At 60.3% G+C, this 15,537-nt stretch carries 9 protein-coding genes and 1 pseudogene; 8 read left to right on the top strand and 2 right to left on the bottom strand.

The window, feature by feature from the left end; all coding sequences use genetic code 11:
* Nucleotides 1-3,508, top strand: a pseudogene (locus RXV90_RS16345) (hypothetical protein); the annotation flags it as partial.
* Between the two features lie 252 nt (nucleotides 3,509-3,760).
* Here RXV90_RS16345 and RXV90_RS16340 read toward each other — a convergent pair.
* Complete coding sequence (locus RXV90_RS16340; RefSeq protein WP_316649947.1) at nucleotides 3,761-4,123, bottom strand: hypothetical protein; 363 nt, start codon at nucleotides 4,121-4,123, stop codon at nucleotides 3,761-3,763.
* Nucleotides 4,124-4,182: 59 nt separating this feature from the next.
* On the opposite strand from RXV90_RS16340, the gene RXV90_RS16335 reads away from it, so the two are divergent.
* Both RXV90_RS16335 and RXV90_RS16330 read left to right on the top strand, forming a co-directional pair.
* Nucleotides 4,183-4,755: a hypothetical protein gene (locus tag RXV90_RS16335; protein ID WP_316649946.1), complete on the top strand. Its 573-nt coding sequence runs from the start codon at nucleotides 4,183-4,185 to the stop codon at nucleotides 4,753-4,755.
* Between the two features lie 861 nt (nucleotides 4,756-5,616).
* Nucleotides 5,617-6,924: an amidase gene (locus RXV90_RS16330; RefSeq protein WP_316649945.1), complete on the top strand. Its 1,308-nt coding sequence runs from the start codon at nucleotides 5,617-5,619 to the stop codon at nucleotides 6,922-6,924.
* Nucleotides 6,925-6,929: 5 nt separating this feature from the next.
* On the opposite strand, the gene RXV90_RS16325 is transcribed toward RXV90_RS16330, so the two are convergent.
* The gene (locus RXV90_RS16325) at nucleotides 6,930-7,952 is read right to left on the bottom strand and encodes a methionine synthase (protein WP_316649944.1); all 1,023 of its coding nucleotides are present in this window, start codon (nucleotides 7,950-7,952) and stop codon (nucleotides 6,930-6,932) included.
* Nucleotides 7,953-8,124: 172 nt separating this feature from the next.
* Here RXV90_RS16325 and RXV90_RS16320 point away from each other — a divergent pair, with 172 nt between their 5' ends.
* The 5 genes from RXV90_RS16320 (at nucleotide 8,125) to RXV90_RS16300 (ending at nucleotide 15,535) form a co-directional block, all read left to right on the top strand.
* A complete protein-coding gene (locus tag RXV90_RS16320; RefSeq protein ID WP_316649943.1) occupies nucleotides 8,125-9,249 on the top strand; it encodes a glycosyltransferase family 4 protein in 1,125 nt (374 codons plus the stop codon).
* Nucleotides 9,250-9,360: 111 nt separating this feature from the next.
* A complete protein-coding gene (locus RXV90_RS16315; protein ID WP_316649942.1) occupies nucleotides 9,361-9,990 on the top strand; it encodes a hypothetical protein in 630 nt (209 codons plus the stop codon).
* Between the two features lie 160 nt (nucleotides 9,991-10,150).
* The gene (locus tag RXV90_RS16310; protein WP_316649941.1) at nucleotides 10,151-11,503 is read left to right on the top strand and encodes an O-antigen ligase family protein; all 1,353 of its coding nucleotides are present in this window, start codon (nucleotides 10,151-10,153) and stop codon (nucleotides 11,501-11,503) included.
* Nucleotides 11,504-11,928: 425 nt separating this feature from the next.
* Entirely contained in the window at nucleotides 11,929-13,185 is a 1,257-nt protein-coding gene (locus tag RXV90_RS16305; RefSeq protein ID WP_316649940.1) for a FecR family protein, read from the top strand.
* A gap of 133 nt (nucleotides 13,186-13,318) precedes the next feature.
* On the top strand, nucleotides 13,319-15,535 hold the full coding sequence (locus RXV90_RS16300) for a CHASE2 domain-containing protein (protein ID WP_316649939.1): 2,217 nt from the start codon (nucleotides 13,319-13,321) through the stop codon (nucleotides 15,533-15,535).
* Nucleotides 15,536-15,537: the final 2 nt, after the last annotated feature.

The following is a 15,537-nucleotide window of genomic DNA, read 5'->3' as shown; positions in this document are numbered from 1 at the left end:
GGCCTCCGACGACGACGGGGACAAGCTGGTCCTCGACAACGGTCTGCTCGTAGACATCGAGAACGACGCGCCTGTTCAGAACACTGCGACGGTTCTGAAGACGGTACACGAGGACGCGCTGAACAACTACGACCCGGACGACGTCGTTCCGGTTGGTGGCGACAACGTCATCGGATCGACCGGCAACGAGACCGGAGCGGAGGTCGGCAACAAGACGACCACGGCGGCGATCCTCTACGAGGACCTGATCCAGTTGGTGACGGTGGGTGCAGACGAGCCTGCGAGCTTTGCGCTGGTGACGGGCAGCGACGCGACCGCGCTGACCGGCACGGACGTGACGCGGCTGGCGGTGGCCGGCGACAACGCCGACGCCGAGCGTCTGACGTCGCAGGGCGACGGCATCTACTGGTACGTCGACACAGCGGGCGACTTCGGAGACGAGGGCGACATCCTCGGGGTGACGCTGCTTGACGACACCGCGACCGGGGCCAAGCCGGACGACCTCACGGCGGACAACGTCGACCGTGTGATCTTCCGGATCGAGCCGATCGAAGATGACGATAACACGGGCGATGCGGAGACGCCCGAGACGGAGATGTTCCAGTTCGTCCTTCTCGACCAGGTCGACAATGACGATGACGACGATCTCGACACGGGCGAGGGCGAGGGCGACAAAGACCGCATCGACATCGCCGGGGCGTTCGAGGCCTCCGACGACGACGGGGACAAGCTGGTCCTCGACAACGGTCTGCTCGTAGACATCGAGAACGACGCGCCTGTTCCGGATGGTCAGGCGTCTGCGGTGACGGGTGCTGTCGCGGAGGACTACCTGGATTCGGCAGACAGCGACGCGGACGACAATGACGACGTCGATGACGCCGCGGGGAGCGACGCGAACCCGAATGATGGCGACGACGATGACGGCGACGGGTTCGACGACAATGACGTTGACGACCTGTCGATCGGCAATATCGAGGGTGGTTCGAACTCCGACGGTGATGAGACCGGTGGCGCAGCAGGTTCTCTGACGGCGCTCTTTAGCGTGGGCGCAGACGAGCCTCTGACCACGTCACTGACAGTCGGCAACGTGGGGTCGGATATGCCTGCGCTAACGTCGAAGGGCGACGCGCTGAGCTACAACGTTGTGGGCTATGACACCGATGCCGACAGCAAAGACGACGCCTGGATTCTGTCTGCAACGGCGGGCGGACGGCTGGTGTTCTCGTTGCGTGTGAACGCGGACGGATCCTGGCTTTATGACCTGGATGACCAGCTGGATCACGACGTGACGCTGCGGGTGCGCGGCAATGACGCAACGGATCTCAGCAGCCTTACGAACGGCGTTGACACGATCACGCTGAAGGACGCCGAGGGGACGACTCTGTCTAGCTACACCTATACGACCGGCGATGGGCTAGCACAGCTCGAGGCCGCTCTCGAGCAGAACGGCGTTGACGTCACCTTCACCTCTACGGGTGAGATTGAGATCCGCTACGAGGGTGTTCTCGAGGTCGAGGGGACGACCGATATCCTGACCCTACTGGGGCTTGGCGCTTCTGACACGGTCTACGACCCGGATCAGTCGACCTGGCTTCTGGTTGCCGGTGGCGACTCGATCGATGCGATCGACTTCTCGCCGATCCTCGAGGGCACCGACTTCGACGGAGACAAGGTGATTGGCGTGCCGGCCGGACAGTTCACGGTCGCGGTCGAGAACGACGTTCCGATCGAGTTCTTCCCGGAGAACGGCTTCCTCTTCAACGATGGGACTATTGGCACGGAAAACAACACCTTCGCACTTGGCTGGGACGGTGCTGTTGGAGCCGACGAAATCGGCGCCGTGTATTTCGCAGGATCACTTGATGGCGCAAATGCGCTCGACACTGACGGTAACCAGATCTTCGCGATCACTGATAGTGGGCGAAAGGCAGTCTCGTACCTCCTCTATGACAGCGATCTGGACGGCACAGATGACATGCTTGTCGGTGTAACAAATGTAGTTGATGCAACGACGAACTTCGTTCCGACAAATGACTATACCGCTATCACGGCTCCCGACTGGCTCGCCTTCATCGTCGAGCTCGATGCGGACACAGATAGCTATAGTGTCGAGTACTTTGATGTCCTGGCGACAGGCGCTGAATTCCGGGATATCAACTTTGCAGACGCAAAGGGCGGGAACGAAAATCTTGCCGGCGTCGGCGCGAACGACGACAACAACGAGATTGACTTCCTGATTTCGGGTAATGACTCAGTTAATACGAGTGATTTCTCGGTTGGCGTCGGCGCGGGCCAGAGCATCGGCGATCTTATCGAGGTGGCTCCGGACGTATTCGAACCCGAGTCCGTGCGTTTCGATTTCGTTACCGAACTCACATGGAGTGGTCCACCGGACAAGTACTTCTACTACGACACTGTCCTGACGGCTTCTGCCTTCCGGCAAGTCATTGAAGATGTGAACTCTTCTGATCCCACGACGAGCTTCAAGATCGAGATACTCTCGAACGATGATGTCGGTCCCGGAGAGGAGCTCGATGACACGCCTACAGCGACACTCTATGGGGACCCGAACGACGTTGCTCTCGTAATGGAATACGTCGTGATCCTAGATGACGCCGACAATATACAACGCGTCTACTACAATGGGACCTGGGGGACTGATGATTTTGAGATCAACATCCCGGGCTTTGATGAGCCGGTATTGGTGTCGCACACTCTTGTTATGGATCTGGGCAATGATGCCAATCTCTTCGGAGGCGACGGGAAGTCGCTCATAACCGAAGACATCATGCAGAAGGATTGGGAATACGCTGTTGTAGGCCAGGATTTCACATCTGTGCAGATAACGGCACTGAACGTGGATGAAGAGCCCGACTTTTCCAAGTTTAAGCTCGGAATCTTCTCCGTCTCGCTCACCAATCCATTGCAACCAATCGAAATGCAATTCGATGTCGTCGGTGTCGATGAAGACGGAGATACGATTGACAGCCTCTTCTATCTGAACTGGATACCGGATAGCGGCGACAATTTCATCGGCACCGAGCTCGGCAACGATCCCTTGAATGGTAATGCCAACGCCAACATCATCGCCGGCCTTGACGGTAATGACGTGATCAATGGTCTGGCGGGCAACGACACCATCTATGGGGGTCTTGGCGCGGATACGCTTACCGGTGGCGCTGATGCAGACAGCTTTGTCTTCATGTCGCTGAATGAACTGCCCGATGCGATAACTGACTTCGAAGCGGACAGTCTCGATACGCTGGTATTCTATGCCTCCGGGTTCTCGCCGCTTGTTGCAGGGACACTCGATGCAAGCAGTTTCGTGTCTGGTACAAACGTGGACGCAATAAGCGCTGCAGACGCCAATGACTTCTTCCTCTACGACACCGACTCAGGGAACCTATTCTTTGACGCCGACGGTGCAGGAGGGGACGATGCAGTTCTAGTTGCAAGCATCACAGTGGCGTCCGGCATATTTGATGAGGATGACTTCCTGATCATTTGATATCAGAGCTGCGGGCCGCTCAGCGGCCCGCAGAACACTTCCTCTCCCATTTACCAGGATCGCAATAGAGGCCCGCACTTGGGATCGCCTCTGTCTCTCGGTAGTTTCGCCGCAACATTGCTCGATTGATGGCGACGGAGGCGGTGGCTGTGATGACTACTGCGACTTTGATCCAGCCATCAATAAGCCAAAGTTTGATGCAGACGGCGACGTTATCGATCTCTTATGGCATTAAGCAGGTGCGGCTAGACTTTACTTCAACAGGTTCTTCCTAGGCGTCGCACTGAGATAGCGGTTCATCGCTTTCCATGGGTGGGGCAGGAAACCATTGGATGCCCTCGCACCGTCAATATATCTGATCTTCCGCCAGTTGGCTCTCGCGTAGAGACTTGATCGCAGTAAAGCCTTCTCAGTAACGATCCGGTATCCCTTGGCGAAGGTTATTCGAAGACTTCCGGCGCCCCAGTTAGTGATGTCCAACCTGCGGACGGTCGAGAATTCAGAGAGCGGGCTCAAGAGTTCATATCCAAACGTCTTCGTTGGGTTGTTCCAAGTGTGCCTCACTTTCACCGAAAATCTGGCGCTCCCGAAGCTCTTCGCAAGCTTGACTTCCACCCGAGGCTACGCCATATTTTGTGCCCTCCGTAAAAAGTTTAACAATATGAGGTAAGATTATGGGGAGGCAAACCGCCCCGACGGCGTCTATCTCGGTCGAACTCTTTGACCTGATACCTCGGCGGCGTCGTCTTCCTGGGGAAGACAGCGTCGCCTACGACGCCCTTCGTGAAGCTCTTCTGAACGATCTCAATCCCGGCACTCCTTACGAAGCTGCGCTTGCCGAGAACCTCGTAGAGCTTGAGTGGGAGGCGCATCGCTTCCGAACCATCCGTGACGATCTTTGGCTTAAGCGATTTCGGCATTTGGCAAAACACGTTTTTTACAATCCATATTCCGATGAGGATGAAGACGCGGAAAAAGCAGAGGCGCTGGCAGATGCCTTGATCAGCGGTGAATCAAAGGAGCGCAATGCCGCATTGGTCGAACTCTCTCAGCATGGCGTTGAGGAAGGTGCATTGCTTGCTGAGGCCTATTCACTTGAGCGGGACGCTCTCAGTCCAATCGAGCGTCACATTGCAGAACTCGAGCCGCGCCGACGTCGTCTGCGTGAGGATTACGATCAGCTTAAGGGCAAACGCATCCGCTCCAATGTGCAGGATGCGGACGTGATCGAAAACAATGTCGACTGAGCGACAACACAAGGCCAATTGTGGGAATGCAAAGCGCAGCACCGGACCAACGACGACGGCCGGAAAGAGGCGCGCGTCTGCAAATGCACGACAGCATGGGCTGACTGGACAACTGGACATCAACGAAGTCCTCCGTTGGTACAGGATCATTCTGCAGGACGTCGACGCCAACCTTCCAGGTCTCCTTGCTTCTGATAAAGACCGGGCTGCGCTGGCCCTTGCCGAGGCAGAGGCCCATCTCGCGCGCGCGACAATTGCGGAGCAGGACCACCTCACCAAAGTCGCAGAGGTCTTCGGCAAACGCGGTCGACGCAGCCTGGCCGAGCTGCTTGAGGATGGCCCCGACTATGACGATGATGAATTACTAAAGTTTGTGGCAGCGGAGCTCTCCGCTCAACGAGAGCCTCTCCTGGCACTTATCGCCAGAATACTCAGGAAGACGAACCCCAACCGTCCTGCGGAGTTGCTGAGAAAGGTGCGAGTGTTTCGTCGTTACCGACGCGGGGCAGAGACCAGGCGCAGCCGTGCCCTCAAGACCTGGCTGCGACACGGGAACCCATAATTTCGAAACAAAGCCAATTTCTACCTTTGGTTGTCCGTCGGCCTGATGGGAATTAAGATTTTGTTTTAATATGAAATATTCTCAAAATAGCCTCCCATAAAGACGAATATCTGGTGAAACGCATACCAGTCATGATTAAAAAAAACCGATGGCGCAGCGTATCGATCCTGACTGCGGACAAAGAATAACCTGTTCTCTTGCGCACGCACTTACATGCGCTAAATCGAAATCTGCGGTTTATGCGGCGCAAATCTCTTGCCGCGCGCATCCACCGTCCGACGACCTCAGCGAAGCCTCCCATGACAGTTCCCCCCCTCCCGACGCTCTCTGCCGCTGACCTCCGCAAACGTCTCGCCACGGGCGCGCTCACGGCGTTCGATCTGGCTTGCGCCTGCATCGAAAGGATCGAGATGCGGGAGCCCGAGATCCGTGCCTGGGCCTGGTTCGATCCGACATACGTGCTTCGCGAGGCAGAACGCCTTGACACGCTCCGCGCCTCTGGTGCGCCCCTTGGCCCCCTTCACGGTTTGCCTGTCGGGCTGAAGGACATCATCGACACCGCCGGGATCCCTACGGAAAACGGCTGCCCCGTCGATGCGGGCAGGGTGCCCGAGGAAGATGCCGCCATCGTCCGCCGTCTCAGGGAGGCAGGTGCACTCATTTTCGGTAAGACCGTCACCACCGAACTTGCCTTCCTCCACCCGAACAAGACGCGGAACCCAAGAAACCCCGGCCATACCCCTGGTGGCTCCTCCTCGGGCTCGGCTGCCGCGGTGGCAGACGGGATGATCCCGCTCGCGGTCGGCACCCAGACGGGAGGGTCGGTAATCCGCCCCGCCTCGTTCTGTGGCATCACCGGCTTCAAGCCAAGCTTCGGCGCCATCCCGCGTGCCGGTGTCTGCATGCAATCCCACAGTCTCGATACGCTGGGCGTCTTCGCCCGCGACCCCGAGGGCGCGCAGCTCCTCGCCGCGGTTCTGATGGGCGGGAAGGGGGCGGAAACCGGAGGCGAGGCGCAGCACGATGCCCGGCCCAGACTGGCCCATATCCGCCTGCCGGGTCAGGAGCGGGCCGACCAAGCTCTCACCGATGCCATGGATGCGTTCCGCGAGGCTCTCGGGCCCGTCGTCACAGACGCCGACCTGCCGTCCGTATTCGACGAGGCCGCCACCCATCGCGCCCGCATCAATGCCGCCGAGATGGCCCATTACTACCGCCGGTACATCGAAACCGGGGCAGATCGCCTTGGCCCCAAAACCCGCGATGCGATCCGCGAGGGTATGGCTTTGCCCGCCACCGAATACATTGCTGCTCTCAAGGTGCAGGCGGCGCTCACCCCCGCGCTCGAGCCGCTTTTCGCCGAGTACGACGCGCTCCTCTGCCCCGCGGCCCTCGGCCCGGCGCCGGCAGGGCTCGGCTCGACGGGAGATTCGATCTTCAACGGGCTCTGGACGATGGCGGGCACCCCGGCAATCACGCTTCCGCTGCTCGCCACCCCGAACGGCCTGCCGATGGGGGTGCAACTCGTGGGCCGGGCAGGCGAAGATGCCCGCCTCCTCGCCACGGCCCGCTGGGTCTGGCGGAAGATGGGCGCGACGCCCCGCTGAAACGGCTAGCCGCGAAGCTCCTTCCGCAGGATCTCGGCGCCTGCGCCCAAAGCCATCAGCTTCCCTTCCGCCACCTCGACGGGCAAGGGGGCCATCCCGCAATTCGTGCAGGCGATCAGCCGTTCGGGATCGACGAATTCCATCGCCGCACGAAGCGTCGCGGCCACCTTCTGCGGCGTCTCGATCTCGTTCGTCGCCACGTTGATCGCGCCCACCAGCACTTCCTTGTCCTTCAGCGTCGAAAGAACCGACAGGGGTACGTGGGAATCCGCGCATTCCAGCGAAACCTGATCGATCCGGCTTTCGTTCAGCGCCGGAAAGAACTCTTCGTACTGGCGCCATTCCTCGCCAAGCGAAGCCTTCCAGTCGATATTCTGCTGGATGCCATAGCCGTAACAGATATGCACCGCCGTCTTGCAGCTCAGCCCTTCGATCGCACGATGTAGGCAATCGACACCCCATACAGGCACCTGATCCATGAAGGCGTTGAAGGCGGGCTCGTCGAACTGGATCACATCGACACCCAGGGCTTCAAGCTCTCGCGCCTCCTCGTTCAGGAGCCCGGCAAAAGCCATCGCCATCTCCGGCCGGCTGCCGTAATGCGCATCCGCGATCGTGTCGCAAATCGTCATCGGGCCGGGCAGTGTGAACTTGAGTTCGCTGGCAGCATGGGCGCGCAGGAATTTTACGCTCTCGCCATGCACCGATCCCTTCCGCCGCACTTCTGAAGTCACCGTCGGGACCTGCGCCTCATACCGGTTGTCGCGGATCCCCATGGTCGTCATCAGGCCCCAGTCGATCCCTTCGACCTCCTCGAGGAAACCGTGCACGAAATGCTTCCTGAACTGCTCGCCATCCGACTGGATGTCGATTCCTGCCTCGTCCTGGATCTTCAGCCATCGCAGGGCGGCATCCCGCTGCCCCTCGATCAGCCCGTCACCTTCAAGCCGCCAGGGCGCCCAGAGCTTCTCGGGTTCGGCCAGCCAGCTCGGCTTCGGCAGGCTTCCGGCAATCGTCGTCTTTATCATGTCGCGCGTCCTCCATTTGGACACTGCATAAATCGAATGCCATGCAAAAGGAAACGATGACACGTGCAAAGGCGCAGTTGGGTCGCAACCGCCTTCCCACATACCGTCAGCCCTGCTAGGCCTGTGACTGTTATCCATCGCTTCATGCGTTCACCGCAGGTCCAGCCGCCCCGTGAAGATCCTCCTCACAGCCAACGCTTCCTGGAACCTCGCGCATTTCCGCAAGCCGGTGATCGAGGCATTGAAGGCCGAGGGACACGATCTCGTGGCCCTCGCACCCGAGGATGAGGGCGTTGTGGCTCTCGCCGGCCACGAGGTGCCGCACCGGTCCATTGCGATTGACAGCAAGGGTACCTCACCCCTGAGCGACATGCTTCTGATCCGTGCCTATCGCCGCGCGCTGCAAGAGGAGGCGCCAGATCTCGTCCTCAGCTACACCATAAAACCGAACATCTATGGCGGTCTCGCCGCGCGTACACTTGCATTGCCTTTTCTGCCGAACGTCTCGGGTCTCGGCACAGCGTTTCTCAGCGGCGGCGCGCTCGAGGCCGTCGCGGTACGCCTCTACCGTCAGGCGTTCCGCCCGCTGCCCCACGTGATCTTTCAGAACGGGGACGATCGCGACCTCTTTGTCGAGCGGGGTATGGTGCGCGAAGCGCAAGCGGTGCTTGTCCCGGGCTCCGGCATAGACCTCGATCATTACGCCCCCGTGCCCCTGCCAGCTTCGGGGGGAGGGCAGGTGACTTTTCTGCTGATCGCCCGTCTTCTCCGCGACAAAGGGGTGGTGGAATTCGTCGAAGCTGCCCGGGCAGTGCGCCAACAGCACCCCGAGGTCCGGTTTCAGCTATTGGGCGAGGTGGGGGCCGAAAACCGTACCGCCATCAGTGCCGAAACTGTAGCTGCATGGGTCGAAGAGGGCGTCGTCGAGTATCTTGGAAAGACAGGCGACGTCCGGCCATTCATCGCTGCCGCAGATTGCGTTGTCCTGCCGTCCTACCGGGAAGGCATGCCGCGCACCCTTCTCGAAGCGGCAGCCATGGGCCGGCCAGTCGTCGCTACCGATGTTCCCGGCTGCCGCGACGTGGCGCAGGATGGCGTGACGGGGCTGCTTTGCCGCGCTCGCGACGCCGACGGTCTCGCCCGAGCACTCCTTCGGATGATCGAGATCGGGCCCGAAGGACGTTCGGTCTTCGGCGGTGCCGGTCGCTCCCTCATGGAGAAGCGGTTCAGCCAGGCTATCGTGGTCGACATCTATCGCGATCTCATCAACCGTATGACGCAGACTCGCCACGCGTAACCCGTTTCCTCAATCATTGCAGGTTCCACCACGTGCGGCGCTCCGCTATCTTCGGCCGCAATCTGCCTGGCACCTGACGTCAGGCGCAGTCACTCTGGAGGATGCCAAACCGTGCTCGCACCGCGCCTCATGATGATTGCACTCGCGCTAATTTCTGCCGCGGCAATCTGGTCGACGCTCGGTCAGACCCCGGCTTTCAACCCGCGTCTCGTCTCTGAAACACTTGTGGGGCAGGGGCGTCTTCCGATGAGCCATATGATGTATGACCGCGGCCTCTATGATTTCCAGCGCGGCTACGGTTTCCTGATGGCAAACACCGTCATCACGGGCGCCGTTGGCGCGCAAACTCGGCAATTCTCTCCTGACCTCGCGCTGGAGCGTGCCGAGCGCGCCGACGCTGCGTTGCAAAGCGCCGTTCGGATAGATCCGGGCAATGCCCACGCCTGGGCTGCGCTCGCCTGGGCACGGGCCAAGCTCGGCGATCGCGAGGGCGCCCTTTCGGCCTGGCGGGTTTCCTACCGGATCGCGCCTTACAACAAGACGCTTGCGGGCACCCGCCTGAACCTGGCCGGGGTCCTTTCGCGCAAGACCGCAGACGGAAGCCGGCTGACAGAGGCTGATTTCGACGCGATTGCCAGGGATCTTGATATTCTCGGCCGGTTTGAGCCGCGCCGAAAGCGAGAGATCTTGGCCACCAGCTCGATCGTCGCAGCCGTGGATCAGGCGCGCCTTCGGAATTGACCGCGTCTTCCCTCCGGTACCGAACACAGGAAGCCACACGGTTCCGATGGAAGGCGGGCAAGGCATGAACACAATGGAATCGCGGTACAATCTCGGCTAACAAGTCGCCCGGGCCTCCCGGAACGGAGGCAAACCGCCACGCAAAGGGGGGCGCGTAGACGTGGGGCAGGAACCATTTCAGCGGACGCAGGGTGCAGTGCTTTATGCGGCCGTATCTCTGGTGCTTCTGTCAGTGCTCGTCCTCGGCGGAAACAGCCCGCTCATCTGGTCGCTTCTTGCGATCACAGTTTTTCTGCTTTTCTCCGCGCAAATTCTTCTCAGCCTCACCAGCATTGTGCCGCTCGCCATCCACCGACTAATGGTGCCGGGGGGGCTCTATCTCGCAGTTCTGGCCTGGGCCTGGATCCAGTCCATTGGCGGTATGCCAACATCTGCCGCGCACCCGCTCTGGGCCTACGTCCCTGACGCTGCCGCATCGATTTCGGCCGACCCGACCGAAACACGGCAGAGCGTGGTGCGGCTGCTCTGCTATGCGATGATCTTTGTTATGACGGTTTGGGCCACGACAGAGGGGCGACGAGCCTCGACGGTGCTCAAGGTGATCGCTTTCTTTTCAACGGGTCTAGCCATCTATGCGCTCTATGCCTCGGTCACGCGAACGAACATGTTCCTCGGCCCCGAGGCCGGTGCCGTCGTGAAGGCGAGTTTCGTGAACCGCAACAATTACGCCACATACGTGGCCTTCGGCGCGTTTGCCAATCTCGCGGCGTACCTCCATGTCTCCTCACGCCAGACGGATGGCTTCCGCGGTCGCCTCGAAGGGTTTTTCTCTGGCGCCTGGATCTACGCGTTCGGCCTGATCGTCTGCATTGGAACCGTGTCGATGACGCAATCCCGCGCGGGTGGCATTGCGGGTCTTGTTGGTCTTGCGGTGTTCCTTCTGGCCTGGCGTCGCGACCGGGCAACTCGGTGGGATATGGTGATGCTCGGGCTCCTCGTTGCGGTGCTGATCTTCATCGGCCTCACCAGCGCAACGGGACTTACCGAACGCCTTCTCGCCACCAGCGAAGAGGAAATCCGCTTCACGATCTATCCTCTCATCGTCGACGCAATTGCGGACCGCCCACTGTTCGGGCATGGCCTTGGCGCCTTCGAGGACGCGTTTCGCCCTTACATCCCGTTCGAAGTATCGCAACTTGAACTGAGACGTGCCCACAACGACTATCTCGAACTCGCTTTTGGGCTCGGCCTTCCCGCAACTGCCTTCTTCCTTCTCGCGCTGGGCCTGATCGCGTCCCGCATCTACCGCGGTGCGAAGCTCCGTCATATGAACCGCGCCTTCTCCTGTTTTGCACTCGGCTGTGCGGCGACGGCGGCATTTCATTCAGTCTTCGACTTCAGTCTGCAGATGCCTGCTATCGCAGCCCTTTTCGCGGTGATCCTCGGTCTCGGCTATGCTCAGAGCTTTACCCATGCCGAGAAGAAGGCCTACCTCAAGGGTGATGGCGGCTGAGCCTTGCTTTTCCGGCGCCCAACAAGATTGCACTGCACTTGAAGAAAGGTGACTAAGACGCTGCAGCAATTGCCGGGCGGCCATATCGGACGGGGCGACTGCCGCTGGAGTTGCCCGGTCATCAGTCTCAAATGCTACGTGCGTCAAACATTCTGGCGCGTCCAGCTCGTCCTGCCAAAAGTGGAAATGCACGCCCCATCGCACGAATTAGGAGCCTGAAATTGCGGCAATACATGCGAAATCCCGTTCTGATGCGCCAAGAAACGCAGATTTCTAGGCGTCGCCGCGCCTTTTTCTAGGATTCCCTTATGATAAGCGCTATGAAGAAGACAGTAGGGGGTTGGGTGCTTGTGCCGCGTTTTGGGGCTTTTCAGATTTTTAGAACGCCTGTCGCACTTGGCGGCATGCTGGATTGTGACGGAAGAATGAAACGCAGCATCGCATTGATCGCCATGCTCTGCGCATCCACGGCGTTGGCCGAGGTGGGCACGATTGAACAAGCGGAGAACGGTTTTATTATTCGAGAGGGCGACCGAATTGCTGCAGAAAGTGGCGAACCGGTCGAACAGGGCGATCTTCTTGAGACGACCGATATCGGCCTTATGCATGTGCTCCTTAACGATGAAACTAGGGTTGTTGTCGGCCCCGGTACATCTTTGAGCATTGATGCGGCTCTCGTTGGTGACGATGATGGCACTTTCGAAAACCTCGCTGTTGGGTTCACCGTTGGCATCATGCGAATGATCACGGGCAACAGCGAAAGCGAGGCGTACAACATAGAAACTCCGACCTCGACGCTTGGCATCCGCGGCTCAGCATTTGAAATGCGGCGCCCTGAGAATGCTGGTCAGCCTGACTCTGCGCCAGACGATGGATCGCAGCCACCTGTGCCGCAGGATGGTGCACCTCCCAACGCAATCCTCGACAAAGTTGTCTTCACCGAAGGTGTAGGGCTCCTGTGTAAGAAGTTGCCGGGGGGAGAGGTCGATCTAAGCACCTGTCTACTGGTGCCGGCGGACGAGTGCGCCGTGATAGCTACTTTTGATCAAGAGACAGGGCGTCCCGAGGACCAAAGCCTTAGGGATTTCATGTTGCCTAGGCAGAGCGAATTGAACATCTTGGAAGACTATTTGCTTGATCTCGAAGCCTGTGCCGCGGCTGGAAAGATTGGCGGGGCCTCCAACAACGATCAGGCTCCGGGAGAGAACCCGCAGCAGCCCGAGAACGAAGACGAGGGCAACAACCAGGTGCCCGGTACGACCCCGACCACACCGTCGCAGGCCCGGAACCAGGATCCGACCCTGCCAAGCCGGACAAGTTCCAGCACGTTCAGCGGCTCGGGAAGCAGTTTTACCAATAGTCAAATTTGCACGGAAATTGTTGTTCTAGCGACACTGGAGTTCGAGGCGGACGCCCTGCAATTGCAGATTGATGCGGCAACGACTGAGGAAGAAATTACGCGACTGACTGCAGAGCAAGCGCAAATCCTGGCGACGATCACCCAAATCGAAACCGAAGGCTTCAGCGAGAAGTTTTGCGATCCTCTTCAGGCCCCAGGCCTTTGTCTGCCCGGGTTTACTCCAAGCGGCGAATGTTGCCCGCCCGGACTTGAAGGCCAGCCCGGAGGCTGCTGCCCGCCCGGGCTAATTCGCCAAGGCGCTATATGTTTACCGCCGGGATAGCAGTGAGGATGGACGCCGTTCTGATCTTCCTCTTTACGGTTCATTTGCCGTCTTTTGCGCAAGAGATCGTGCTGTGACGACGACGGCGCCGCAGTGCATTGGACTCTTAGAATAACCTCAGTGACACGCGGCCATGTTCAGAGCGCTCTATAGTCGGATCGGCACCGCCCGCCTGATCGCGCTCGGGCTGGTGCTCTTCGCGCTCGCCGTTCGCGTGATTGATCCGATCCCGATTCAGATTGTCCGCAACCTCACCTTCGATTTCTTCCAGCGCGTTCTCCCCCGCGAGCCCGAGGCGTTCCCGGTCGCGATCCTCGATGTTGACGACGCCAGTATCGCGGAAATCGGCCAGTGGCCCTGGCCGCGCACCCGCTTCGCGGAACTGGTCGACAAGGCGACGCAGGCGGGCGCGGCGGCGATCGGCTTCGATATCATCTTCGCCGAACCCGACAGGCTGTCTCCACAGCTCATCGCCGAAGACAACCCCAACCTCTCCGAACCCGTCGTGGTTGCCCTCTCCGCGATGCCCAGCAACGATGAAACGCTGGCCGATGCGTTCCGCCGCGCCCGCGTTGTTGTCGGGCAGACCAGTGTGCGAAGCGCCTTCAACCGCCTCGGGAACGAGGCCAGCATACCTCCGGTCCCCCACGCCGTCGTGGGCCCCGATCCCGCCCCCTTCATCATGAAGCTGCCCGAACTCGTGCAGAACCTGCCCGAATTGGAAGAGGCCGCCGCAGGCCGCGGCGTCTTCTCCGCGCGGCCCGACCCGGATGGCATCTACCGCCGGCTGCCCATCGTCGCTCTTGTCGACGGTCAGATGCGCCTCGGGCTTGCGCCCGAACTCCTGCGTGTTGCCACGGGAGGCGAGCCGTTCGTCCTGCGCACCAATGACGCGGGCATCGATGGCGTCGTCCTTGCCCGCAACTTTTTCCGCACGGCGGGCGACGGCACGGTCCGCCCCTATCTTACCGTCTCCCAGCCCTCGCGCTTCGTGCCGGCTGCCGATCTTCTCTACGACCGGATGGAGCCGGGTCGCCTCAATGGCCACCTTGTGCTCGTCGGCACCTCCGCCATCGGTCTCGGCGATTTCCGGGCCACGCCCATGGGCGTTCAGGTGCCCGGGGTCGAAATCCACGCCCAGCTGATGGAAAACATGCTCTCGGGCTCGCTCCTCTTCCGCCCGAACTACGCCATCGCGGTCGAACTCGTCGCCGCGGCCGTGATCTGCGTGCTCCTGATCATTCTCACCCCGATCATGACCGCAAGCTTTCTCGTCCTCTCCACGCTCCTCTTCCTCACCACCTGCGGTTTCGTGTCCTTCTGGGTCTTCCAGCAGCAGCGGATGCTGCTCGACCCGAGCTTCCCGATCGTCGCCGGGCTTGCCACCATCATGTTCATGGCCACGGCGAACTACCTTCGGGAAGAGAAACGCCGCCGCGAGATCCGCAATGCCTTCCGCCATTACGTCTCGGCCGATCTCGTGAACGCGCTGACCGATAACAGCGAAGCCCTGCAACTCGGCGGCGAGACCCGCGAACTCACGCTGCTCTTCAGTGACGTTCGCGGCTTCACGGCCATCGCCGAGGGGTTCCGCCAGAACCCCGCGGGCCTCACGCAGCTCATGAACCGCTTCCTGACGCTTCTGTCGAACGCGATCCTCGAAGAACGTGGCACGATCGATAAGTTCATGGGCGACGCCGTCATGGCCTTCTGGAACGCCCCGCTAGATCACGACGACCATGCCCGCGCCGCCTGCCGCGCGGCCCTGAAGATGCAGCAAAGTGTCGAAGCTCTGAACAAGGCCCGCCGCGAAGAGGCCGAAGACGGCGAGTTTCTCGCACTCAACATCGGCATTGGTGTGTCGAGCGGCTCCTGCATGGTCGGCAACATGGGCTCCGACACCCGCTTCGACTACACCGCCATGGGCGATCCGGTGAACCTCGCCTCCCGGCTCGAAGGCCAGTCGAAATACTACGGCAAAACCGTCATCGTCGGCTCTGCGACGGAAGAGGTCGCACGCGAAGATTTCGCTTTTCTCGAGCTCGACCTGATCCGCGTGAAGGGCAAAACCCAGGCCGAACGCGTCTTCGCCCTCATGGGCGACGCCACGATGCGCGAAAGTGCAGACTTTGCCGAACTCAGGGATGCGAACTCGCGCATGCTCGACGCCTTCCGCGCCGGAAACTGGGCGGAAACCGAGGCCGCGATTGCCGATCTGGATCGTCTCAACGCGGCCCAGGGTACCGGCCTCGAGACGCATATCGCGAATTACCGCGCCCGGCTTGCCGAGGTTTCGCACGCCCCCGCGCCCGACGGTTGGGACGGCGTCTACGATGCAACCTCGAAGTAACG

Origin of the sequence: Ovoidimarina sediminis, assembly GCF_032586175.1 — a bacterium.
Classification (GTDB): Bacteria; Pseudomonadota; Alphaproteobacteria; order Rhodobacterales; family Rhodobacteraceae; genus Ovoidimarina; species Ovoidimarina sediminis.
Note: the sequence above shows the minus strand (reverse complement) of the source record. Positions and strands in the feature narration are given on the sequence as shown.

Bases quoted from the DNA above. Each gene is read 5' to 3' on its own strand.
- RXV90_RS16300 (WP_316649939.1), top strand. From the start codon at position 13,319: ATGTTCAGAGCGCTCTATAGTCGGATCGGCACCGCCCGCCTGATCGCG.
- RXV90_RS16325 (WP_316649944.1), bottom strand. From the start codon at position 7,952: ATGATAAAGACGACGATTGCCGGAAGCCTGCCGAAGCCGAGCTGGCTG.
- RXV90_RS16335 (WP_316649946.1), top strand. From the start codon at position 4,183: ATGGGGAGGCAAACCGCCCCGACGGCGTCTATCTCGGTCGAACTCTTT.
- RXV90_RS16305 (WP_316649940.1), top strand. From the start codon at position 11,929: ATGAAACGCAGCATCGCATTGATCGCCATGCTCTGCGCATCCACGGCG.
- RXV90_RS16330 (WP_316649945.1), top strand. From the start codon at position 5,617: ATGACAGTTCCCCCCCTCCCGACGCTCTCTGCCGCTGACCTCCGCAAA.